This is a genomic window from Streptomyces sp. NPDC107575 (genome assembly GCF_055657265.1).
The window spans coordinates 90737-114295 of record NZ_JBVKBG010000009.1; the positions used below are offsets into that span (position 1 = coordinate 90737).

Annotated in this window: 18 protein-coding genes, 1 tRNA gene and 1 riboswitch; of the genes, 3 read left to right on the forward strand and 16 right to left on the reverse strand. The window is 70.9% G+C overall.

The features are described from left to right. Positions 1-18: 18 nt before the first annotated feature. Together ACZ7L4_RS36595 and ACZ7L4_RS36600 are read right to left on the reverse strand one after the other, a co-directional pair. Entirely contained in the window at positions 19-1194 is a 1176-nt protein-coding gene (locus ACZ7L4_RS36595; protein WP_472109366.1) for a 4-hydroxybenzoate 3-monooxygenase, read from the reverse strand. A 262-nt stretch (positions 1195-1456) separates the two neighbouring features. After that, a tRNA-Leu gene (locus tag ACZ7L4_RS36600) sits at positions 1457-1539 on the reverse strand. Positions 1540-1921: 382 nt separating this feature from the next. On the opposite strand from ACZ7L4_RS36600, the gene ACZ7L4_RS36605 reads away from it, so the two are divergent. Together ACZ7L4_RS36605 and ACZ7L4_RS36610 are read left to right on the forward strand one after the other, a co-directional pair. Beyond that, entirely contained in the window at positions 1922-2695 is a 774-nt protein-coding gene (locus tag ACZ7L4_RS36605; RefSeq protein ID WP_472109367.1) for an ABC transporter ATP-binding protein, read from the forward strand. Positions 2696-2744: 49 nt separating this feature from the next. Continuing rightward, positions 2745-5285: an ABC transporter permease gene (locus ACZ7L4_RS36610; protein ID WP_472109368.1), complete on the forward strand. Its 2541-nt coding sequence runs from the start codon at positions 2745-2747 to the stop codon at positions 5283-5285. 70 nt (positions 5286-5355) lie between these two features. Here the strand turns inward: ACZ7L4_RS36610 and ACZ7L4_RS36615 are convergent, their stop codons facing one another. The 14 genes from ACZ7L4_RS36615 to ACZ7L4_RS36680 form a co-directional block, all read right to left on the reverse strand. After that, positions 5356-6675, reverse strand: coding sequence for a class I SAM-dependent methyltransferase (locus ACZ7L4_RS36615; protein WP_472109369.1), 1320 nt, complete (start codon positions 6673-6675; stop codon positions 5356-5358). A gap of 209 nt (positions 6676-6884) precedes the next feature. Next, positions 6885-8297, reverse strand: coding sequence for an NAD(P)/FAD-dependent oxidoreductase (locus ACZ7L4_RS36620; RefSeq protein WP_472109370.1), 1413 nt, complete (start codon positions 8295-8297; stop codon positions 6885-6887). A gap of 437 nt (positions 8298-8734) precedes the next feature. Then, positions 8735-9679 carry a Ppx/GppA phosphatase family protein gene (locus ACZ7L4_RS36625; RefSeq protein WP_472109371.1) on the reverse strand — a complete coding sequence of 315 codons (945 nt, stop codon included), beginning with the start codon at positions 9677-9679 and terminating at the stop codon, positions 8735-8737. A gap of 253 nt (positions 9680-9932) precedes the next feature. Next, positions 9933-10457, reverse strand: coding sequence for a DUF501 domain-containing protein (locus tag ACZ7L4_RS36630; RefSeq protein ID WP_472109372.1), 525 nt, complete (start codon positions 10455-10457; stop codon positions 9933-9935). Between the two features lie 26 nt (positions 10458-10483). Beyond that, positions 10484-10972, reverse strand: a complete 489-nt coding sequence (locus ACZ7L4_RS36635) for an FtsB family cell division protein (RefSeq protein WP_472109373.1) — start codon at positions 10970-10972, stop codon at positions 10484-10486. Between the two features lie 94 nt (positions 10973-11066). Beyond that, positions 11067-12347, reverse strand: a complete 1281-nt coding sequence (gene eno, locus ACZ7L4_RS36640; protein WP_399237548.1) for a phosphopyruvate hydratase — start codon at positions 12345-12347, stop codon at positions 11067-11069. A 325-nt stretch (positions 12348-12672) separates the two neighbouring features. Continuing rightward, positions 12673-13389 (reverse strand): transglycosylase family protein, encoded by a 717-nt coding sequence (locus tag ACZ7L4_RS36645; protein WP_472109374.1) that lies wholly within the window; start codon positions 13387-13389, stop codon positions 12673-12675. Positions 13390-13393: 4 nt separating this feature from the next. After that, positions 13394-13552: riboswitch (cyclic di-AMP (ydaO/yuaA leader) on the reverse strand. 180 nt (positions 13553-13732) lie between these two features. Continuing rightward, positions 13733-14743, reverse strand: a complete 1011-nt coding sequence (locus ACZ7L4_RS36650) for a transglycosylase family protein (protein WP_472109375.1) — start codon at positions 14741-14743, stop codon at positions 13733-13735. Between the two features lie 143 nt (positions 14744-14886). Continuing rightward, complete coding sequence (locus ACZ7L4_RS36655; RefSeq protein ID WP_472109376.1) at positions 14887-16170, reverse strand: cytochrome P450 family protein; 1284 nt, start codon at positions 16168-16170, stop codon at positions 14887-14889. Between the two features lie 19 nt (positions 16171-16189). Continuing rightward, entirely contained in the window at positions 16190-17206 is a 1017-nt protein-coding gene (locus ACZ7L4_RS36660) for a nucleoside triphosphate pyrophosphohydrolase (protein WP_472109377.1), read from the reverse strand. A gap of 46 nt (positions 17207-17252) precedes the next feature. Next, positions 17253-17921, reverse strand: coding sequence for a SurA N-terminal domain-containing protein (locus ACZ7L4_RS36665; protein WP_472109378.1), 669 nt, complete (start codon positions 17919-17921; stop codon positions 17253-17255). A 145-nt stretch (positions 17922-18066) separates the two neighbouring features. Beyond that, a complete protein-coding gene (locus ACZ7L4_RS36670; RefSeq protein WP_472109379.1) occupies positions 18067-19605 on the reverse strand; it encodes a serine/threonine-protein kinase in 1539 nt (512 codons plus the stop codon). After that, positions 19602-20177: a hypothetical protein gene (locus tag ACZ7L4_RS36675; RefSeq protein ID WP_472109380.1), complete on the reverse strand. Its 576-nt coding sequence runs from the start codon at positions 20175-20177 to the stop codon at positions 19602-19604. Before ACZ7L4_RS36675 ends, ACZ7L4_RS36670 begins: the two co-directional genes overlap by 4 nt. Before the next feature lie 223 nt (positions 20178-20400). Beyond that, a complete protein-coding gene (locus ACZ7L4_RS36680) occupies positions 20401-22503 on the reverse strand; it encodes an N-6 DNA methylase (protein WP_472109381.1) in 2103 nt (700 codons plus the stop codon). A 227-nt stretch (positions 22504-22730) separates the two neighbouring features. On the opposite strand from ACZ7L4_RS36680, the gene ACZ7L4_RS36685 reads away from it, so the two are divergent. Then, a complete protein-coding gene (locus tag ACZ7L4_RS36685; RefSeq protein ID WP_472109382.1) occupies positions 22731-23558 on the forward strand; it encodes a DUF4190 domain-containing protein in 828 nt (275 codons plus the stop codon). The last annotated feature ends 1 nt before the right edge of the window (position 23559 follow it).

Consider the following 23559-nt stretch of genomic DNA (forward strand, 5'->3'; position numbering starts at 1 on the left):
GTTCCGCCTTCCGGCCCCTCATACGGGGAAACCGGTGTACGCCTCCGCAAGATCCGTCTCGGCCGCCTCCGAGGTGGTCACGCGGTCCAGCTGGGCCAGCTGGATCTTGTCGTCGAAGGCCGTGGCGTCGGGCGCGCGGTGCAGCATGGTCGTCATCGCGTACGAGAAGCGCTCGGCCTGCCAGACGCGCCGCAGGCAGTCCCGCGAGTACGTGTCGAGCGCCCCGGCGTCGCCCTTCTCCGTGTACGTGACGAGGGCGCGGGCGAAGGTCACGACGTCGCCCACGGCGAGGTTGAGGCCCTTGGCGCCGGTCGGCGGGACGATATGCGCCGCGTCCCCGGCGAGGAAGAGGCGGCCGTGCCGCATCGGCTCGTGGACGTAGGACCGCATCGGGGTGACGGACTTCGACGTGATGGGGCCGCGCTCCAGACGCCAGGCCGGGTCGTCGACCTCCAGGCGGCGGTCGAGCTCGGCCCAGATCTCCTCGTCGGACCAGGACTCGGCGTCGGTGCCGGCCGGAACCTGGAGGTACGCGCGCGTGACGTGCGGTGAGCGCATCGACATGAGGGCGAAGCCGCGGTCGGAGCGGTTGTAGATCAGCTCGTCGTGGGAGGGCGCCACGTCGGCGAGGATGCCGAGCCAGGCGTACGGGTAGGTGCGCTCGTACGTCCGGACCAGCTCCTCGGGGACCGCCTTGCGGGCCACGCCCCAGAAGCCGTCGCAGCCGACCACGTAGTCGCACTCCAGGGTCTGCTCGCGGCCCTCGTGACGGAAGCGGACGCTCGGGCTCTCCGTGTCGGCGCCCTCCACCGCCAGCGCCTCCGCCTCGAACAACAGGGGCCCGCCGTCGGCCAGTTGGGCCGCGATGAGGTCCTTGCAGACCTCGGTCTGCGCGTACACCATGACCTGCTTGCCGCCGGTCAGGGCGGGGAAGTCGACGCGGTGGCGGCGCCGGTCGAAGCGCAGCTCGATGCCGTCGTGCGGCAGGCCCTCGCGGTCCATGCGGGCGCCGACGCCGGCCTCGCGCAGCACGTCGACGGTGCCCTGCTCCAGGATCCCTGCGCGCTGCCGCTGCTCCACGTAGGCGCGATCGCGGCTCTCCAGGACGACCGACTCGATGCCGGCGTTGTGCAGGAGCCTGGCCAGGAGCAGCCCGGCCGGGCCCGCTCCGATGATGCCGACGGTGGTGCGCATACGGGATCCCTCTCGCGTCATTGCGTTCGTTCGCCTGTGGTGCCGTGCTTGCGTGGCGCTTGTTCGCCCCGCTTGTTCGCCTGGTGAACTTTCGTTCATCAAGTTCAGTGCGGATCCTCGCCCCGCACGGGGCGGGTGTCAATGATTTCGAGGATGCCCGGGCCGACGAGGCCGCACGGGAAGGGGAAAAGGGCGCGCCAACACTCCCTGGAACGGGGGAGGTTGGGGTCCGCGACGCGAAGCGGAGGGGAAGGTTCGGAGGTGCCCGGAACCGGACTTGAACCGGTACGCCCGTTAAGGGCAGCGAGGTTTAAGCTCGCCGTGTCTGCATTCCACCATCCGGGCAGGCTGTGGGGCTCCGCGTCGACGTTCCGAGCCTATCCGGCGGCGTCCCCCGATCAGCGGAAGTACGTCCCCACGTTGTCTTATTTTATTGACGTCTGAGGGTGCATCAGCACACGCGGGGGCCCATCAGCACCTGCCGGGAGCCCTGCCGACTCCGGGGACGGGTTCCCTCGGATTGACGGAATTTCACCGCCCAGGTTCACGCACCCGGCTCCGGTGTCCCTCAGGGGCCGGGGTCATCCCCAGGTATGACTCCGGCTCCCCCGGTCCCTCCGAAGTCGCCCATCGGAACGAGAGCTGCGGCTGACCCTCCCGGCCCGATCCGCCGTGAGGATGGAAGCGTCCCCGAAAGCAGCACACAGACCGACAGGAGCACCCTCCCGTGACCACCACCCCGCTCGCGGGCCGCCCCACCACGACGGCCGCCGCCCGCGCCACGGATCTGTCCAAGATCTACGGACAGGGCGAGACCAAGGTGGTCGCGCTCGACCAGGTCTCCGTCGAGTTCCGGCAGGCCGAGTTCACCGCGATCATGGGCCCGTCAGGCTCCGGCAAGTCGACGCTGATGCACTGCGTCGCGGGCCTCGACACGTTCTCCTCCGGCTCCGTCCGGATCGGCGACACCGAGCTGGGGTCCCTGAAGGACAAGCAGCTCACCAAGCTTCGCCGGGACAAGATCGGTTTCATCTTCCAGGCGTTCAACCTGCTGCCGACGCTGACGGCCCTGGAGAACATCACGCTCCCCATGGACATCGCGGGCCGCAAGGCCGACAAGCAGTGGCTGGAGAACGTGATCCAGATGGTGGGCCTGTCCGGGCGCCTCGGGCACCGGCCCTCGCAGCTCTCCGGCGGGCAGCAGCAGCGCGTGGCGGTGGCCCGCGCGCTCGCCTCCCAGCCCGAGATCATCTTCGGCGACGAGCCCACGGGAAACCTGGACTCCCGCTCCGGCGCCGAGGTCCTCGGCTTCCTGCGCAACTCCGTGCGGGAGCTCGGCCAGACCGTGGTCATGGTCACGCACGACCCCGTCGCCGCGGCGTACGCGGACCGGGTGATCTTCCTGGCGGACGGGCGGATCGTGGACGACATGCGCGACCCGTCCGCCGACTCGGTCCTGGACCGGATGAAGCGGTTCGACACGAAGGGGCGGACGAGCTGAGCGTCCGCGTCCACGTATCGGCCCCACCCACCCAGGACTGAGTAGACCCATGTTCCGAACAGCTCTGCGCAATGTGCTCGCGCACAAGGCCCGCCTGCTGATGACCGTGCTCGCCGTGATGCTCGGCGTCGCCTTCGTCAGCGGCACCCTCGTCTTCACCAACACCATCTCCGGCGCCATGGAGAAGTCCTCCGCCAAGGGCTACAGCCACGTCGACGTCGCCGTCACCGCCGAGCGCGCCGCCGACAAGGGCAACACCGTCGGCAAGGAGGCCCGGCTCACCGACGCCACCATCAAGGCGGCGCGGGACACCCAGGGCGCCGGCTCCGCGTACGGCGTCGTCAGCGGTTACGCCGCCGTCGCCGACCAGGACGGCAAGCTCGTCGGCAACGGCTTCTCCACCAAGGGCGGCAACTACTGGGGCTCGTCCGACAAGCCCGACTCCCGGTACCCGCTGAAGAAGGGCACCGCCCCGCACGGCGCCGACCAGGTCGCCCTCGACGCGAAGACCGCCGAGCGCGCCGGCTACAAGGTCGGCGACCAGGTCCGGATGTCCGTCGACGGGCCGGTGCTCACCCCGACCCTCACCGGCATCTTCACCACCGACGACGGCAACGTCTCGGCGGGCGGCTCGCTCGCCCTGTTCGACACCCCGACCGCGCAGACGCTCTTCCACAAGCCGGGCGCGTACGACGAGATCGATGTGACGGCCGCGGCCGGGACCAGTCAGGACCAGCTGAAGTCCGCGCTCGACAAGACGCTGCCGAAGGGCCAGACCGAGACCACCACCGCGCAGCAGCTCGCCGACGACCAGGCCGAGCAGATCTCGTCGTCGATGAGCTCCATGAAGACGATGCTGCTGGTCTTCGCGGGCATCGCGCTCTTCGTCGGCATCTTCATCATCGCCAACACCTTCACGATGCTGGTCGCCCAGCGCACCAAGGAACTCGCGCTGATGCGGGCCGTCGGTGCCTCCCGCCGTCAGGTCACCCGCTCCGTGCTCCTGGAGGCCTTCGTCGTCGGCGCGGTCGCCGCCGTGGCCGGTCTCGCCGTCGGCATCGGCATCGGCGCGGGCATGCGGGCCCTGATGGGCACGACGGGCGCGATCATGCCGGACGGGCCGCTCGTCGTCTCCCCCGGCACCGTCGTCGCCGCGCTGGTCGTCGGCATCCTGATCACGATGCTGGCCGCCTGGCTCCCGGGCCGCCGCGCCGCGAAGATCCCGCCGGTCGCCGCGATGAACGCGGTGCACGCCGCGCCCACCGCCAAGTCCCTGGTGCTGCGCAACACGCTCGGCGCCCTGGTCTCCGCCGCCGGTGTCGCCGCCGTGCTCTACGCGACGACCCTCAGCGGCGACAGCGGCCAGGCCCCGATGGGCGCGGGCGCCGCGCTCCTGGTCATCGGCGTCTTCATCCTGACGCCGCTGCTCTCCCGCCCGCTGATCGCGCTCGCGGCCCCGGTCCTGCGCGCCTTCGGGATCTCCGGAAAGCTGGCCCGCCTGAACTCGGTGCGCAACCCGCGCCGCACCGCCGCCACCGCGTCGGCGCTGATGATCGGCCTGACCCTGATCACCGGCCTCACGGTGATCGCGGGCAGCGTGCAGTCGGCGATCAACAAGATGGCGGCCGACTCGATCAAGGCGGACTACGTCGTCGCGATGTCGAACGGGAACCAGCTCTCCCCCGACGTCGTGAAGACCCTCGACAAGACGCCCGGCGTCACGGCCGTCAGCGGACTGACCAACTCGCCGGCGCGCATCGACAACGGCACCGAGTACCTGACCGGCGTCAACGGCAAGACCATCACGCAGCTCGCCGAACTCCCGCTGGACAGCGGAAAGTTCACGGTCGGCGGCGACAAGGTCGTCGTCGACGACAAGACCGCGAAGGAGCACGACTGGACCACGGGCTCGACCTTCACGACGCACTACGAGGACGGAAAGCGGCAGAAGCTGACCGTCGCGGGCGTCTACGAGGCCAACGAGATGATGCGCGGCATCATGGTCGACAGCCCGACCCTCGCCCCGCACCTCAGCGCCGACTCCGGTGACATGCAGGTCATGCTGAAGACCGCCGACGGCCCGTCCGACGCCACCAAGGACAAGCTCACGAAGGCGCTCGGCGAGAACCCGGCGATCCAGGTCCAGGACAAGCAGGACATCACCAACCAGGTCGCCCAGGTCTTCACGCTGATGCTGAACATGCTCTACGGCCTGCTCGCCATGGCGGTGATCGTCGCCGTGCTCGGCGTCATCAACACCCTGGCGATGTCGGTCTTCGAGCGCCAGCAGGAGATCGGGATGCTCCGCGCGATCGGCATCGACCGCAAGGGCATCAAGCGGATGGTCCGCCTGGAGTCCCTGGTGATCTCCCTGTTCGGCGGCGTGCTCGGCATCGGCCTCGGCGTGTTCTTCGGCTGGGCCGCCGGTCAGCTCATCGGCAACTCCATGTCGACGTACGAACTGATCCTGCCCTGGGGCCGGATGGGGATCTTCCTCGCGCTCGCCGCGGTCGTCGGCATCCTGGCGGCCCTGTGGCCGGCCCGCCGCGCGGCCCGCCTGAACATGCTCGACGCGATCAAGGCCGAGTAGCGGTACGGGAGTTATGACATCGGGGCGCATCCGCGACTGCGGATGCGCCCCGATTCGCTTGCTCCAAGGGCTAACTGACGACGTTCCAGCTGCGGGCCCGCAACGGCATCCCCGACGCCCCGCTCTCCGGCGTCCGCACCGCGAGGATCTGGTTGACCCCGATGCGGTTGCGTTCGAAGCTGAGCGCGGAGGCGGCCATGTAGAGCCGCCAGACCCGGGCCCTGCCGGGGCTCACCAGCCTCAGGGCCTCGGCCCAGCGGGCCTCCAGGTTCCTGACCCACTGGCGCAGCGTGAGCGCGTAGTGCTCGCGGATCGCCTCGACGTCCCGCACCTCGAACCCGGCCCGCTCGAGCAGCCCCGCCGTGGAGCCGACCGGCGCGAGCTCACCGTCCGGGAAGACGTACGCGTCGATGAACTCGTCGACCTCGTACGCCGACTCGTCCCGCTGCGGCCGCCGCGCGATCTGGTGGTTGAGCAGCCGGCCGCCGGGCTTGAGGAGGGCGTACACGTCGGACGCGTACTCCAGGTACCGCTCGGCTCCCACGTGCTCGGCCATGCCGATGGACGAGATCGCGTCGTACGGGCCGTCGCGCACGTCGCGGTAGTCCTGGACGCGGATCTCGACGCGGTCGGTCAGACCCTCGTCGGCGACCCGCTTCCTGGCGTACGCGGCCTGCTCCTGGGAGAGCGTGACACCGACGACGCTCACGCCGTGCTCGCGCGCGGCGTGGATCGCCATGGAGCCCCAGCCGCAGCCCACGTCGAGCAGCCGCATGCCGGGCTTCAGCTCCAGCTTGCGGGAGATCAGCTCCAGCTTGTCGCGCTGGGCCGATTCGAGCCCCGCCTCTGGCGACTCCCAGTAGGCGCACGAGTAGACCATCGACGGGCCGAGGACCAGCTCGTAGAAGTCGTTGCCCACGTCGTAGTGGTGGCTGATGGCCTGCTTGTCGCTGCCCTTGGTGTGCAGGTGGAGACGGCCACCCCTGCGCATCTCCTCGGGCGGCGGGGCGGGCGGCAGCGGGCTGCCGGCGAGCTTCACCAGCTCCTTGGCCGCGGAGCGCACCTTGGGGTCCCTGAGGGCCTGCGCGAGGCTCCTGGAGCTCTCGGCGTCCTCGTCGGGGTCCCGCTCCCAGATCAGTCCTGCCATCCGGTCGAGGGCCGCGTACAGGTCGCCCTCCACGTCCAGGTCGCCCGCGACCCAGGCCCTGGCGAGACCCAACTCTCCCGGCTTCCACATCAGTCGGCGCAGGGCGCGACGGCTGCGGACGATGAGCACGGGGGCGTCCGGAGGGCCCGCCTCCGAGCCGTCCCAGGCGCGCAGGCGCACCGGGAGTTCGACGCCGAACAACTGCTCGGCGAGATTCTTCAGCCGCTGTGCGGCGTTCTGCATGGCGGACACCTCCGTGACGAGACGATTCTCGGAAATCCCGGAACGGTTCAACACCACGTAAACACCGACAGGGCGCCTGCGCAGTCCCGTTACCGAGTCACGGAAGGGCAAAATACCTGTAGCCACCATGCATATGGGTGCGGGAACGCCGAAGGGGCCGCCCGCACCACGGATGGCGAGCGACCCCTTCGGACTGGGCTAACTGCAGGTCAGGAGGCCTTGGCCTTCTCCTCGACCTTGTCGTCCTTCTTCTCCTCCGCCTTCGGCGCCTCGGCCGCGGGCTTCGGAGCCGGCTTGGCGGCCTCGTAGAACTCCTCGCGCGGAGTCTCCAGGGCGCCGAGCGCGGTGATGTCGCGCTTCTGGAACATGTTGATCGTCCACTCGGCGATCACACGGACCTTGCGGTTCCAGGTCGGCATGGCCAGACCGTGGTAGCCGCGGTGCATGTACCAGGCGAGCCGGCCCTTGAGCTTGATCTTCATCTTGCCCATGACGATCATCGCGACGCCCTTGTGGAGGCCGAGACCGGCCACCGCACCCTTGTTGGCGTGCTTGTAGTCCGCCTGCGGGAAGCCCCGCATGCCGGACACCACGTTGTCGCCGAGGACCTTGGCCTGGCGCATGGCGTGCTGGGCGTTCGGCGGGCACCAGGCGTTCGGGTTGCCGTTGGCGCGACCGACCAGGTCCGGGACCTGGGCGTTGTCGCCCGCGGCCCAGATGTAGTCCGTACCGGCGACCTGGAGGTCGGCGGCGACGTCGACGTGGCCACGCGGGCCGAGCGGCAGACCGAAGCGGGAGAGCGCCGGGTTCGGCTTGACGCCCGCGGTCCACACGATGGTGTTGGAGTCGACCTCGAGGCCGTTGCTGAGGACGACGTGGCCGTCGACACAGGACGGCATCGTCGTGGAGAGGTAGACCTCGATGCCGCGGGACTCCAGGTGCTTGCGGCCGTAGACGCCGAGCTCCGGGCCGACCTCGGGCAGCACCTTGTCGGCGGCGTCGACGAGCACGAAGCGCATGTCCTCGCGCTTCACGTTCTTGTAGAACTTGGCCGCGTCGCGCGCCAGGTCCTCGACCTCACCGATGGTCTCGGCGCCCGCGAAGCCACCGCCGACGAAGACGAAGGTGAGCGCCTTGCGGCGGATCTCCTCGTCCGTGGTCGACTCGGCCTTGTCGAGCTGCTCGAGGACGTGGTTGCGCAGGCCGACGGCCTCCTCGACACCCTTCATACCGATACCGGCCTCGGCGAGGCCCGGCGTCGGGAAGGTGCGGGAGACCGCGCCGAGCGCGATCACCAGGTAGTCGAAGGGAACCTCGTACGCCTCGCCGACGATCGGCGCGACGGAGGCGACCTTGCGGTCCTGGTCGATGGAGGTGACGCGGCCGGTGAGGATCTCGGCGCCCGGCACAGCGCGTCGCATGGGGACGACGACGTTGCGCGGCGAGATGCTGCCGGCGGCGGTCTCGGGGAGGAAGGGCTGGTACGTCATGTACGAGCGCGGGTCCACGACCGTGACGGTCGCTTCGCCGTAGCGCATCTTCTTAAGGATGCGACGCGCCGCGTACAGGCCTACGTACCCACCCCCGACAATGAGGATCCTGGGACGCTCCGTGGTGCTCATGCCATCGAGTATCCACCCGACTGGCGGGGGGTGCTCGTGCGCCCCTTCACAAGCTTGTAGGGGGGCTCTGCTACACTGCGCCGCCCACGTGACCCATGTCATGACACGACGGGGGAACCACGGCACCGTCCCAGACGTTGCTCACCCCTCTTGAGCAGCCACAGTGAGCATTTGGCGGTACTGGACCACTTCGGTCCGCAACCGGCCCGCAACACTGCGGCAACCTCACGCGCGACCCGCGGGAGCGCCCCCGCGAGCCCCCGAACGGGCCCGAGAACGCGTAACAGCCACCAAGTGGGCCGATTTCCTTGTGAAGAAGTTCACGAACTTTCCCGACAGCGTGTCGTGGCGGGGTGCCAGAAGCGCCCCGCACGGCGCTCAGACGCTGCGCGGGGTGCTCAGGAGAGACGTTCTCGGGCCCGTTTTCGGGGCCCGGTTCAGGCGATGGACCAGGCGATCCCGTCGAGGATGTCGTGCTCGCTCACGACCACCTCGCGCGCCCCGGTCCGCTCCATGATGAGCCGCAGCACAAGCGCGCCCGAGGCGATGACATCGACCCGGCCGGGGTGGATGACCGGCTTCAGGGCGCGCTGGTCGTGCGTGGACGCCAGCAGCCAGTCGGTCAGCTCGGCGACCTTGTCGTAGGAGATCCGGGAGTGGTGGATCGCCGCCGAGTCGTACTCGCTCAGGCCCAGCGCGAGGGCGGACACGGTCGTGACCGAGCCGGCCAGGCCCACCAGCGTGCGGGCCTCGGTCAGCGGCACGGTCCGGTCGACCAGGTCGAGGGCCTCGCCGATGTCCTGCCGGATCGCCTCGATCTGCGCCGGGGTGGGCGGATCGGTGACCGTGCCGTCCTCGCCGACGAGGTGGCGCTCCGTCATCCGTACGCAGCCGATGTCCACGGAGCGGGCGGCGCGCACGGAGTCGTCGCCGACGACGAACTCGGTGGAGCCGCCGCCGATGTCGACGACCAGGTAGGGCTTGTCGAGGTCGGCGCGGCCGGTGAGTTCCTTCGTCGCACCCGTGAAGGAGAACGTCGCCTCCTGGTCACCGGTGATGACCTCGGGCTCGACGCCCAGGATGTCGAGGACGCCGCTCACGAAGTCGTCCCGGTTCTCGGCGTCGCGGGACGCCGAGGTCGCCACGAAGCGGAGCTTCTCTGCGCCGTGTTCCTTGATGATCGCGGCGTACTCGCGGCAGGCCGCGAACGTCCGCTCCAGCGCCTCCGGGGCGAGCCGGCCCGTCTTGTCGACGCCCTGGCCGAGCCGCACGATCGTCATCCGACGGTCGAGGTCGACGAGTTCACCGGTTTCCGGGTTCGCGTCCGCGACGAGAAGGCGAATGCTGTTGGTGCCGCAGTCGATGGCGGCGACCCTGGTCATGGTGGGTGGGCTCCTCAGGTCGTCGTGTGGTTGCGGTAAGCCGCTGGGGGCGCTGCCCCCAGACCCCCGCGCCTCAATCGCCGGCGGGGCTTGATTTTCAAGCCCCGCCGGCGATTGAGGCGGCCCGTCCGGCGGGACTGAACTTCGAGCCCGTCCGGCAGGGATGAACTCCGAGCCCGTCCGGCGGGACTGAACTCCGAGCCCGTCCGGCGATTGAGGACTTTCGGGAAGGGGCGGGGTGGGGGGAAGAAGGTCAGTCGGTGGGACCGGACGTGACGCACGCGCCCTTGCGCCACCACTCCGGGAGCATCGCGATCGCCTCGTCGCCCAGCGGGTTCACGCCGGGGCCCGCGGCCAGCGAGTGGCCGACCAGGACGTGCAGGCACTTCACACGGTCGGGCATGCCGCCGGCGCTCGGGAAGTTCTCCAGGACCTCGATGGCGTCGCGGCGGGCGATGTAGTCCTCGTGGGCCGCGCGGTACTGACGGGCCAGCTCAGGGTCCGTCTTGAGCCGCTCCGTCATCTCCTTCATCACGCCGTTGGCCTCGAGCGTGCCGATCGCCGACGCCGCACGCGGGCACGTGAGGTAGTACGTCGTCGGGAACGGGGTGCCGTCCTCCAGGCGCGGCGCCGTCTCGACCACGTCCGGGTTGCCGCAGGGGCAGCGGTGCGCGATGGCGCGCAGGCCGCGCGGCGGGCGCCCCAGCTGCTCCTTGAACGCCTGGATGTCGGCGTCCGTGGGCGCGGTGGGCTCGGTCTGCGGCGGGGGAGTTTCCATCGCTCGGGTGTTTCCTTCAGTCTTTGTCAGTTGTCCGCCTGGTCGGCCTTGTCGACGCCGTCCCAGACGTTGGAGTACCAGGGGCGGTCCTCCGCGCCCTGCTCGGCGCGCTCGGCCGCGGTGCGCTCGCTCGGCACCACGTAGCCGGTCTCGCCCGGCATCACCATGTGCAGGCGCTCCCGGATCCGCTGCTCGGCGAACGAGTCGTCCTGCCAGCGGGCCTTCTGGTCGCGCAGCTTGTCGACCCGTTCCTTGGCCTCCTGCTGCTGGCGCCGCAGGTCCTCGATCTCGCCGCGCTGCGACACGTACTGCCTTATCGGGTACGCGAGCGCGACCACGAGGGTGCACAGGACGAGGGCGAGCAGGGCCGCGCGGCCCGTGAGCCGGGAGCGGCGGGCCTGCCGCTTGTTCTGCGAGCGGTAGACGCGCTCGGCGGTCTGCTCGCCCAGCACGCGCAGGCGGGTGGCCGTCGAGAAGCGCTCTCTGGAGTCCCTGTCCCGCACCTTTCCGGGCATCGCCTGCTTCCGCCTCCCCGCTCACGTACGTACGTCCCCGCACACGGTACGGGACCGAGTGCGGGGACGTACGTATCTACAGCGTCAGGGAAGCTCAGCCCTTGAAGCGCGGGAACGCGGAGCGACCGGCGTAGACCGCCGCGTCGTCCAGGATCTCCTCGATGCGCAGCAGCTGGTTGTACTTGGCGACGCGCTCGGAGCGGGCCGGGGCGCCGGTCTTGATCTGGCCGCAGTTGGTGGCGACGGCGAGGTCGGCGATCGTGACGTCCTCGGTCTCGCCGGAGCGGTGGGACATCATGCACTTGAAGCCGTTGCGCTGGGCCAGCTCGACGGCGTCCAGGGTCTCGGTCAGCGAACCGATCTGGTTCACCTTCACGAGCAGGGCGTTCGCCGAGTTCTCCTCGATGCCGCGGGCCAGGCGCTCCGGGTTGGTGACGAAGAGGTCGTCGCCGACGAGCTGGACCTTGTCGCCCAGCTTCTCGGTGATGACGTTCCAGCCGGCCCAGTCGTCCTCGTACAGCGGGTCCTCGATGGAGACGAGCGGGTACGCGGAGACGAGCTCCTCGTAGTACTCCGTCATCTCGGCCGCCGAGCGCTCCTTGCCCTCGAACTGGTACTTGCCGTCCTTGTAGAACTCGGAGGCGGCGACGTCGAGGGCGAGGGCGATCTGCTGGCCGGGAACGTAACCGGCTTCCTTGATGGCCTCGAGGATCAGGTCCAGGGCCTCGCGGTTCGAGCCCAGGTTCGGGGCGAAGCCGCCCTCGTCGCCGAGGCCGGTGGCCAGGCCCTTGCTCTTCAGGACCTTCTTCAGCGTGTGGTAGACCTCGGCGCCCCAGCGCAGGGCCTCGGAGAAGGACTCCGCGCCGATCGGGGCGATCATGAACTCCTGGATGTCGACGTTGGAGTCGGCGTGCGACCCACCGTTCAGGATGTTCATCATCGGGACGGGCAGCAGGTGCGCGTTCGGACCGCCGAGGTAGCGGAAGAGCGGCAGGTCCGAGGCCTCGGAGGCGGCGTGGGCCACGGCGAGCGAGACGCCGAGGATGGCGTTGGCGCCGAGCGAGCCCTTGTTGTCGGTCGCGTCCAGGTCGAACATCGCCTGGTCGATCAGGCGCTGCTCGGTGGCGTCGTAGCCGACGAGCTCCGGGCCGATCTGCTCGATGACGGCGAGGACGGCCTTCTCGACGCCCTTGCCCTGGTAACGGTTCGGGTCACCGTCGCGGAGTTCGATGGCCTCGAAGGCACCGGTGGAGGCACCCGACGGGACGGCCGCGCGGCCGGTGCTCCCGTCGTCGAGGCCGACCTCGACCTCGACCGTGGGGTTGCCTCGGGAGTCCAGGATTTCCCGGGCTACGACGACGTCGATGGACGGCACGAGCATCTCCTTCTGGGATGTGACGAAGCTGTGCGGGCGGCCGTCGGAACAACGGGTCCCGCCCCCCTGAGCCTAACCGGCTCGCGCTCATCGGCCATCCGAACGCCCGCCTCGTGGACAACGCCGTTAGCGAAATGTTCCTTAACGGAACAAAAACAGCGACCTCCGTCCCGGCTGTGCCGGGGCGGAGGTCGCCGAAGTGAGCGGCCCGTGGGGACGGGGTGCGGCGGGGCTCGGCGTCCGCCGATGCCGAGCCCGTGCCTGATGGCCTGGGAGGGCCTTGGGTCCTGTGCGGACCGGTGGCCCCTGCGCGGGGCCGGACGTCTTAGCTGAGGTGCAGCTGCTGACCCGGGTAGATCAGGTTGGCGTCCTTGACGATGTCCTTGTTCTTCTCGAACAGCTGCTGCCAGGTCGTGTCGTGCGCCTCGGCGATCTTGCTGAGGGTGTCGCCGGACTTGACCTTGTACTCGCCGTCGCCCTTCTCGACCTTGTTGCCGGTCGGGGTGGTGACGGTGTCCTGCTTCGGGGCGGCCTGCTTCGGGGCCTCCTGCTTGGGGGCCTCCTGCTGCTGCGGCTGCTGGCGCTGCTCGGAACGGTCGGCGCGCTGCTGGGTCTCCTGCTTCGGAGCCTGCTGCTGCGCGGACGAGTCGTCGCCGCCACCCTCGTTCGGGGTGGAGGAGAGGCCCGAGCCGCAGTTCGGCCAGGCACCGCTGCCCTGGGAAGCGAGAACCTTCTCGCCGACGGCTATCTGCTGCGCCTTGGACGCCTGGTCGGCGGTGGAGGCGTACTGGTCGCCGCCGTAGGCGGACCAGGTGGAGGACGAGAACTGCAGACCGCCGTAGAAACCGTTGCCGGTGTTGGTGGACCAGTTGCCACCGGACTCGCACTGCGCGACCTGGTCCCACTCGGAGGTGGTGGCGGCGGAGGCGGAGGTCGCACCCATCAGCGGCACGGCGACGGCGGCAGCGGCGACGCCGCCGAGCGTGGCGACGCGGACGGCCTTGGACGGGCGGCGGTGCTTGTTCTTGCCGGAAAACAGCATGGAGATGTCTCCTCACCGACGCCTGCGAGGTGAGCTGTCGGGTTCGGGCCAGTGAGTGCCCGGCAGACGCATCCTTGTGCGCTGCTTAACCCCAAGCCCGTCCGGTCTCCCGGAAGGGCGGCTTACCTGGGTCCCCCGCTCCTGCCTACGGCGCTTACGCGACGACTGTTCCCGTACGGACGTTGGCAGGATTCGGCGTGACATCCGTCGGGGCCCGCTGAAGCGAGCGGTCACGAACGTAAGCGGTCGATCCGCCCGATTTCAAAGTCGATCAGGGGCTTTGAGACCCATGTCTCACTCGATCGACATCGGACAAAGCCCCCTCAACCGACCTGAACCCCCGCTACCTTTTGTCCGATCCGTCCCCAAGATCCAGGCTCTGACCAGGAAGGATGAGGTCTGGGTCGGTACCGACCGTCTCCTTGTTCCGCTCGTAGAGCGCGTCCCAGCCGCCGTGCACGTCCTGGGCCTTCGCGATGTCCCAGAGGTTGTCGCCGGCGTGCACCTCGTACGTGTCGCCGGCGCGCTTGTCGTCGCGCGAGGCGTGACGGCCCTCTCCCGTACGGGAGCCGGAACCGTCGTCGTCGGCGCGGTCGCCGCGGTGGCGGCCGGAGGAGGAGTCGTCCGAGGCCGCACCGGAGGGCGAGGCGGACGGTGCGGCCGTCTCGGCGGGGGCGTCGCCAGAAGGCGCGTGGGACTTGTCACTTGACGGGGTCGAGGAGTCCTCGGCCTTGTTACCGGAGGTATCGCCCGACTCGTCGGCCGACGGGCCGTCCGACGCCTCGGGGTCGACGGACTCCTCGTGACCCTTGTCTCCCGAATCCGCGTCTCCCGAATCCGTCGCGTCCGGGGAAGAGGAAGCGGTCTTGTCGGCGTCGGCGTCCTCGTCCGACGCGCCGTCCGCATCGGTGTCGGACGAGTCGGAGGGCTGCGCCGACGGCGACGCGGACACGCCCGGGTCGACGTCCGCCGAGCCGTCGTCCTTGGTGAGGTCCGAGGTGAGCGAGCACATCGGCCAGGCGCTCGGGCCCTTGTCGCCGAGAACCTTCTCGGCGACGGATATCTGCTGCGAGCGGCTGGCCTGATCGGCACGCGGGGCGTAGTCGAGCCCCCCGTACTCCTCCCATCTCTCCTGCGTGAACTGGAGACCGCCGTAGTAGCCGTTGCCGGCGTCCAGGCTCCACTGCCCGCCGCTCTCGCACTCGGCGAGCTTGTCCCACGCCTGCGTGGTCGCGGCGCTCGCGCCGCTCGCGGCGAACAGCGGGATCGCGATGGCGCTGCCGGTGACTCCGGCGGCGACGACGAGAGCAGGGGCCTGACGGGGGCGACGGTGACGACCGTTCCCGGAGAGCATGCGTTTGCCTTTCGCGAGACTGATGCTGCTACGCGCGACGGGTGGTGCGAGTGGTGCGGGTTGTGCATGTGTCGCGATGATCCGTGAACGTAGCTGCACTCGAACGCCTGTCACAAGTCGATGCAGCGTAGATCACGTGAAAGTCACATTGTTGACGGTCCGTCAGTTCCGGCCGGGTTCTGACGCGGGGTGAACTCCACCGGGAGCGTGCGCAGTCCGCGCATGATGAGCCCGCCGCGCCACCGCAAATCGGTCGGTTCCACCGCAAGTCGCAGGTCCGGGAGGCGGCTCAGGAGCGTGCCGAGAGCGGCCTGTCCCTCCAGGCGGGCGAGCGGGGCGCCGATGCAGTAGTGGATGCCGTGCCCGTAGCCGAGGTGCTGGTTGTCGCGGCGGGAGAGGTCGAGGGTGTCCGGCTCGGTGAAGCGCGCCGGGTCGCGGTCGGCGGCGGCCAGCACGACGAGGACCGGGTCCCCGGCGCCGATCTCCTGGCCGCCGATGGTCAGCGGTTCCCTGGCGAACCGCCAGGTGGCCATCTCCACCGGCCCGTCGAAGCGCAGCAGTTCCTCGACCCCGGTCTCCAGCAGGCCCCGCTCCCCCGCCGCGATCGACCGCTGCAGGCGCTCGCGCTGCTCGGGGTGGGTGAGCAGCGCGTACGTGCCGTTGCCGATCAAGTTGACGGTGGTTTCGAAACCGGCGAAGAGCAGGATGAAGGCCATCGCAGCGGCCTCGTTCTCCGTGAGGTGTTCGCCGTGGTCGGAGGCGCTGATCAGGCCGGAGATGAGGTCGTCGCCCGGGTCGTTGCGCTTGCGGTGGATCAGCTCCACCAGGTACGCGCGGATCCGCTTCACCGCCCGACCCACGCCGCCGCGCGGTCCCCCACCGTGGCGGATCATCATGCCCGCCCACTCACGGAAGTCGTCCTGGTCCTCGCTCGGGACACCGAGGAGGTCGCAGATGGCGTAGATGGGGAGGGGGAAGGCGAAGTCGTGGATGAGGTCGGCCTCGCCCTTCGCCTCGAAGGCGGCGATGAGGTCGTCCGTCAACTGCTGGACGCGCGGCGCGAATTCGGCGACTCGGCGCGGGGTGAACGCCTTCGAGACGAGGCGGCGCAGCCGGGTGTGGTCCGGCGGGTCGATGTTGAGGAGGTGGGTGGTCAGCTCGGCCTTGCGTTCGCCGGGGATGCCCGTCTTCCCCTTGGCGTGGCTCGGCTCGTCGTGGTGGTCCGCGTTCTTGCTGAGCCGTTGGTCGGCGAGCGCCTGGCGGGCGTCCGCGTACCGGGTGACCAGCCAGGCCTCGACGCCGCTCGGCAGCGTGGTGCGGTGCACGGGCGCGTGCTCGCGCAGCCACGCGTAGGCGGGGTACGGATCGCCGGCGAACTCCCAGCTGAAGAGTTCGGGGGCGCTGGAGGGGGTGGGGCTCTCGGTCACCACCTGACCGTAACGGGCGCTACTCGCCGGTGAGGCCCTCGGTGGTCCGCACCGCGTCCCGGTAGGCGCGGGCGGCGGCTCTCAGGGCCGCCTCCGGGTCGACGCCCTCCGCCTCGGCGCGCAGGGCCAGCGTCAGGAGCTCGTAGCCGACGCCCTCGCCCGAGGGGACCGGGACGTCCAGGTCCGCCGTGCGCACGCGCGAGCCGAGCTTGGCGGCGAGGGCGAGGCCCGGCTGGCCGAGGGGGACGCCGTCCGTGACCGAGGCGCGGCGCTTGGACTCGCCCTTCTTGCGGAGCCAGATCTCCCGGACCTCCTCGGGGGTGGCCGCGCTCTCGTCGCCGAACACGTGCGGGTGGCGGTGGATGAGCTTGTCGACGATGCCGCCCGCCACGTCGTCGACGGAGAACGGCTCGTCGTCGCCGGAGGCCTCCTCGGCGATGCGCGCGTGGAAGACGACCTGGAGGAGGACGTCGCCGAGTTCCTCGCGCAGCTCCTCCCTGTCCCCCGCCTCGATGGCCTCGACCAGCTCGTACGCCTCCTCGATCGCGTACTTGGCGAGGTCCTCGTGGGTGCGCAGCTTCGACCAGGGGCACTCGCGGCGGATGCGGTCCATGACCTGGACGAGGTCGAGGAGGCGGGCGCCCGGCAGGTCGTACGAGCCGGGGAGCAGCTCCAGGTTCGGCATCTGCTCGCGGCCCGAGCCCGCGAGCCGCGCCAGGCCGTCCGTGAGCTGCCGGTCGCCCTCGGCGGTGGCGAGGACGACCAGCGTGCGCCCGCCGTCGGCGCAGCGGTCGACGAGCTCGCGGGCGGTGGGCGAGGCGATCGTGACCCGGACGCCCGCGTCCTTCACGTACGGCAGCTGCGGGTGCGCGGCGTCGGCGCACAGCACCTCGTCGGCCGCGCGCAGCGTCTGCCACGCCTGCCAGGAGAGGAGCCCGGGGGCGACCCGGTGGCTGGTCGTGAGCAGGACGACGCGGCCGGCGGCGTCCTGGACGTCGGCGGGGGCGTGGGGGTCGTGCGCCTCGGGTTCGTTCACCCCTCGAACGTAACCCAAGCCACTGACAACCCCGACTCCCCCGGCCCTACGCCGTCCGCTGCCCGGCCGGGGCTTCCTTGGTGATCTGCCGCAGCCACGGGGTCTTCGCGTCGACCCGGCTGTTCTTGGTGACGTCCCACGTTCCGTAGCGGGGGTTGAGGTCGACGTTCAGCTCCTTGGAGGCGCTGGAGAGCGCCTTCCAGAACACGGCCTTGCCCTGCGGGGTCTGCATGTCCGCGCCGAGCGCGGTCGACAGCTTCTGCGCCTCGATCTCCGTGCGCAGGCTCTCGGTGAGCCGCTTCGGCGGCACGTTGTACTGCTGCAGCCAGGCGACCTCCAACGCCTTGGCGCCGCCCGCCTGTTGTTCCAGGCCGGACCGCATGCTCTGCATCTCCTTGCGGGTGACGGAGATGCCCGCGTCGGTGGCGGCACGGTGCAGGACCCGGTCCAGGACCATCGTGTGCAGCGTGTTGCGGGTGAGGCCACCGGTCTTGGCGATGGCCTGTTCGTACTGCGCGGAGTCCTTGGTGGCGGTCTGCTGCGCGTCCCGCACCTCGTTCACCCGGCTCTCCAGCTGCGAGACGGTGATCCGCTGGCCGCCGACGACGGCCGCGGCACCGGGGTGCGCTTCGCTGCCGCAGGCGGTCAGGGCGGGGACTGCGACGATGGCGACTGAAAGAGCAACTACGGTGCGGCGGCTGTTGCGGCGGTGCAAGGTGGGCCTCCCTGCGAGCAGTTTGTGCTTCGGTGCACAAAGTCCGGCGGTGATCGATGTTAGGCAGTGACCGCTTGCCCGGCCACCTTTTCGACAACGATTCGCCATGAGTTGAGGTACCGGAGGTACGGGAAGCCGCCGCGGATCAGCCTCTGACCTGGCCCAGCCACTGCAGCGTGCGGCGCACCTCCGCGGGGAACGGGTGGCCGGGCCCGTGCAGCCGCTCGGCGTCGTGCAGCAGCCGGGTCAGCGTCTCGTGGGCCGCGCCCCGGTCTCCGACGGAGAGCAGCAACTGGCCGATGCGGCGGCGCACTTCGAGGGCGAGCCTGAGGTCCGTCGTCGCGTACTGGTTCTCGTAGTACGGCAGGAGGGCGCGGTATTCGGCGAGCGCCGCCGCGGGTTCGCCGAGGGCTTCGAGGCACTGGGCGGACTCGTAGCGGAACTGGAGGGACTGCGGGTCGGCGTGGCCCGCTTCCGCCGCCCGCTCGTCGGCGAGCCTGCGCAGTTCGGGCAGGGCGCGACGGTACTGGCCGTCGTCCATGAGAGTGGCCGCGTACTGCTTGCGCAGGGTGCGGACGACGGGTGAGTGCTCGCCGTGCTGGGCGGCCGCGGCGGGCAGGATCGCGCCGAGGATGTCGACGGCCTGCGTGATGCGGCCCTCGCCGAGCAGCACCTTCACCTCGTCGACGGCCCGTGCCACGTCGGGGCGGTCGCCCTGGAGGTCGGCTCCGGCGGGCTGCGGTGCCGGGGTGACGGCGCGGTCGGGCCAGGGGGCGTGCGGGCGCAGGAAGGGGCGGGTGGGGTCGAGCGGGCGTCCGGTGGGGACGCCGCGCGCGGGCAGCAGCGGGAGCAGTTCCTCGTACGTCTGCTGGGCGGAGGCCGGGCGGTCCTGCGGGTCCTTCGCGAGCAGGCGCAGCACCAGGTGCTCCAGGGCCTGCGGCACCTCGGGGCGCAGCCGGCGGACCGGGACGGGGGCCTCGTAGAGGTGGCGGTGGAGGATGCCGAGGGCGGTGGTGCCCGCGAACGGGACGTCGCCGCTGAGGAGTTCGTGCAGCAGCACCCCGAGCGCGTACAGGTCGGTGTGCGGGCCGACGGCGCCGCCCATCGCCTGTTCGGGCGCCATGTAGGCGGGCGTGCCGATGGGCGAACCGGTGTGGGTGAGGCGCGTGGTGTCGGTGTCGAGGACGGAGGCGACGCCGAGGTCGAGGACGGTGAGCGTGCCGTCCTGCTTGACCATCACGTTCCGCGGCTTGAGGTCGCGGTGCACGATCGGCACGGCGTGCACCGCGGAGAGCACGGCGCACAGTTGGGCCGCGACCGCGACCGCCCAGGGCCACGGGAAGGGGCTGTGCTCGGCGAGGTGGTCGGCGAGGTCGGCCCCGTCGATGTACTGCATGACGAGGTAGAGCTCGTCGCCCTCGGCGCCCGCGTCGTGCACGGTGACCAGGCCGGGGTGGTCGACCTGTGCGGTGACCCGGCATTCGCGCAGGAAGCGGCGGCGCAGCTCGTCGGCCTCGGCGCCGGCGACGCGGTCGGGGCGCACGAGCTTCACTGCGACGCGGCGGTCGAGGCGCTGGTCGTACGCCGTCCAGACCTGGCCCATGCCGCCCTGGCCGATGAGCGTGGAGAGTTCGTAGCGCCCGGCGACGACGCGGCCGCCGCCGGCCTTGGGCTGCCCGGTCACTGGCCGCCGTCCTGCTTGCGCAGGTAGTCGCTCAGCTCGTCCAGCTCGGCGCGGACCTGGTCGATGCGGTGCGGCGGCGGGGCCTGGTTCCGCGGCGGCGCGGGGGCGGGCGTGGGCGTGGGCGTGCCCATGGTCTGTGTGGGCATCGCGTGCTGCTGCGGGGGCGCGGCGGGCCAGGGCTGCTGCGGCTGCGGGTGGCCGTAGGCGGACTGCGGGGGCGTCGGCGCGTAGGGGGTCGGCGACGGTGCGCTGGGCAGCCTGCGTATGTCGTACACGAGGAAGTACACCGCGCTGCCGAGCGCGAGGAGCAGCAGCAGGGCGAGCGCGACGTCCGTGCGCGTGTCCTCCTCCGGCAGCGAGCCGACGATGCCGAACAGCGTGATGCCGACCGGGAGCGAGGCGATCGCCAGGATCCAGTCGACGGGCCTGCGGCGCAGCGTCGCGATGCGGAACAGCGGGGCGCAGGAGAGCAGGCCGCAGGTGAGCACGGACAGCGCGGGGAACAGCACCCTCAGGGTGATGGCCGCGCCGTCGCTCTCGCGGCGGGGCGGTCCCGCGCCGGGCCCGTACATGGCAGCTCCTGGTCACTTGTCCGAGTTGGAACACGCACGGCAAGGGGATGCCGGTTCCTTCGAGCGTATAGGCGGACTCGGACAACGGGCCCGGGGTTGTACGGAACGGATGTCGCTCCGCTCACACCCGGTCGAGCGGAACGGTTGCCTCCGGGGGGCGCCGGTCCGTTCCTACGTCGCGGGGCTCCGCCCCGGACCCCGCGCCTCAATCGCCGGCGGGGCTCTATTCGTCCGGTGGAAGTGTGCCCGCTGTCAGGCCGTCGTGGAGGCCCTGGACGAGTTGTTCGCCGAGGCGGGCCGCGCGGCGGAGGGTGTCCTCGAAGGCGGCGAGGGATTTGAAGCGTTCGCCGTAGCCCGCCTGTTCGGCCAGGGGGAGGCGCGGGAGCTGGAGGCGGCGGACGTCGAGGCGGGTGGCGGTGGAGGCGTAGCTGGAGGCCTGGCGGTTGTTGGCGGTCGAGCGCAGGAAACCGGCGAGGAACCACGGGTCGAGCGCGGCCGGTTCGGGCCGCAGCAGGGCCAGGCCCCTGCCGAGCGCGGCACCCGCGTCCGCCTCGTCGACGACGCGGACGGCGGCGGCGCCACCGACCACCGGCACGACGACGTCCCCCACTTCGAGGATCACCGGGTCGTCCTCCGCGGCATGGACACCCCCGGAGGGCGCGGTGCTCGTCAGCACGTCGTGATCGGTGAGCACGGGTACGCGCGCGTGCCCGCCCGGTCCGCCGCCCGGCGCCGCGGTGCGCAGCGACAGGGCGCCCGCGCGCGCCAGTTCGCCGACCGTGGTCAGTGGCCAGCGGGCCGGGGCCGTGGTGTCCGGAACGGCCCGCGGGGCGAGCTTCGTGGTGAGCCGCAGCGTGTCGGCGAGCTCCTCGCGCACGGCGGTCAGCTCCGCGGCGCCGCCTCCCGTGACCGGCGGGGGCAGGCGGCGGGCGGGCGCGAGGTCGACCTCGTCGTCGAGCAGGTCGATGACGGGCACGGAGCGCGCGAGGCCCGGCTGCTCCTCCAGCGCGCCGTCCCGGTCGAAGGCATGCCAGGCGTCGAGCACGGCGCTGTGCACCTCGTCCCACACCTGCTGCTCCCGTACGTCGCCGGACTCGGCCAGCGCGGTCGTGTCGACGAGCAGCAGCTCGGGCGCGGCGGGCGCGCCCGCGCCGGGACGGCGCAGCACCCACAGGTGCAGCGGGATGTTGTTGGGCGGTACGGCCCCGGCGGGCAGGGCGATCACGGCGCGCAGGGCGCCGCGGCGCAGCAGATCGGCGCGGATCCGGCGGCCCGAGCGGCGCGAGGCGACGGTGGGCGGCATCAGGAGCACGGCGCTGCCGCCGTCCGTCAGGCGCGCCAACGCGTGCTGCACCCACGCCAGTTCGGACTCGGTGCGGGCCGGGAGGCCGTACTCCCAGCGCGGGTCGTAGGCCAGTTCGTCGTGCCCCCAGCCGCGCTCGTTGAACGGCGGGTGCGCGAGCACCACGTCGGCCCGTACGTCGCTCAGGGCGTCGGCGCGCAGGGTGTCGGCTGCGGCGGTGCGCACGGCCGGGGCGTCCGTCCCGCCGTTGCCGTCGAGGGCGAGGCGGAGGGCGGTGAGGGCGGCGAGTTCGGCGGAGGAGTCCTGGCCGTACAGGGTGCGGCCGGGGCGCGGGGCGTGGGCGCGTACGGCGTCGAGGAGGGCGCCGGTGCCACAGGCCGGGTCGAGGGCGGTGGCGGCGGGGCCCGCGAGCGCGGCCATCAGTTCGGCGGGGCCGGGCGGGGTGAGCGTGTACTGGCGCGGGTTGGCGTCGAGGTGCCGGCCGAGCAGGAACGCGAACGTGCCGCGGGCGCCGAGCTCCGCCGCGAGTTCGGCGGCGCCGCGCAGCAGCGGCACCGACGGCAGCAGGGCGGCGGGCGACGGCGTGGCGACGGCGCGTTCGGTGGCGTGGCCGAAGCGCGGGGTGAGGACGCCTTCGAGGGCGGCGGACAGGCGCTGGGCCAGGTCCCGGTCCTGATCCTGGTCGGTCGCGGCGTCGGCCGCGGCGAGCGCGAGCCATTCCGTGGGGCGGTCGTGCACGAGCAGCAGGGCGCAGCCCGTGTGCAGGAGTGCGGTGACCGGGCCCGCCGGGTGGCCCGCGAGCTGCTGCCACACGCGCTCGCGCAGCGGGACCTCGGCGAGCTTGCCCTGGTCGCGCAGCCACTCCTCGACCTCGGCGAGCGCGAAGGAGGGGCTGGTCTCGGTGCCGCCGACGGGCCTGGGGAAGTCCGCGTGTCTGCGCCGCCAGTTGCTGACGGCGGCGCGCCCCACCCCGGCGAGCCGGGCGATTCCCGCGGCCGTCACCTCTGTCGCGTTGTCCTGCACCGGGCCGACTCCTCTCCGGACGTCCGCCGCGCGGTGACGTCCTGACGTGCCTGTGCGACCGACCATACAGACTCCCGCGCAAGACCCGCATTCACAGCCGTGAGCGCATGAAGTTTTGTGAACCAGGTTGACTCGGTTCACAGCTAGTGCTGTTATTGCCTCAGCCAACCGCCGGATACACGGAAAGCCGGGGGGAGGTTGGCTTCTCTCATCTCGGAGGAACAGCTATGTCCCAGACCCAGCCGCCCCAGCAGTACCCCCAGTACCCGCCGTTCCAGCAGCAGCCGCCGCGGCAGGTCGCGCGCAACGGGCTGGGGACGGCGGCGCTGATCCTCGGCGTCATCGGCGCCCTGTCGGGTCTCATTCCGCTGCTGTTCTGGCTGGCGGGGATCCTCGGCGTGATCGCCCTGATCCTGGGCCTGACGGGGCGCGGCAGGGCCAAGCGCGGCGAGGCCACGAAAAAGGGCATCGCCCTGGCCGGCACGATCCTCGGCCTCGCGGCCATGGGCCTCGCGGTCTTCGGGGCGTACACGGTGTTCAAGGCGGCGGACGACCTGGTCGACGACCTCAACAAGTCGGTGTCCGACACGAAGGCCAAGGACACGTCGTCCGGCGACGCGAAGGGCAAGGACGGCGGCAAGGGCGGGGAGAAGCCGGCCGCGGGCAAGACGCTCGCCGCGGGCGACGCCGTGGTCTACGACGACGACCTGACCGTCTCCGTCTCCAACGCGGTCACGTACAGCCCGGACGAGTTCGCGGCGGGCCACAAGAAGGGCAACCACGCGTACAAGGTGACGGTGACCGTCACGAACGGCTCCAAGGAGAAGTTCGACGCGAGCCTGCTGACGGCCGACGCCCGTTCGGGCAAGGACGGCGTGAAGTCGGAGCAGATCTTCGACGAGAACGTCGGTGACGGCTTCAGCGGCACGATCCTGCCCGGCAAGAAGGCCACGGTCGTCTACGGCTTCGACGCCCCGGCGGACGCGAAGAACCTGACCGTCGAGGTCACGCCGAGCTTCGACTACGACGGCTCGCAATGGGACCTGAAGCTGTAAC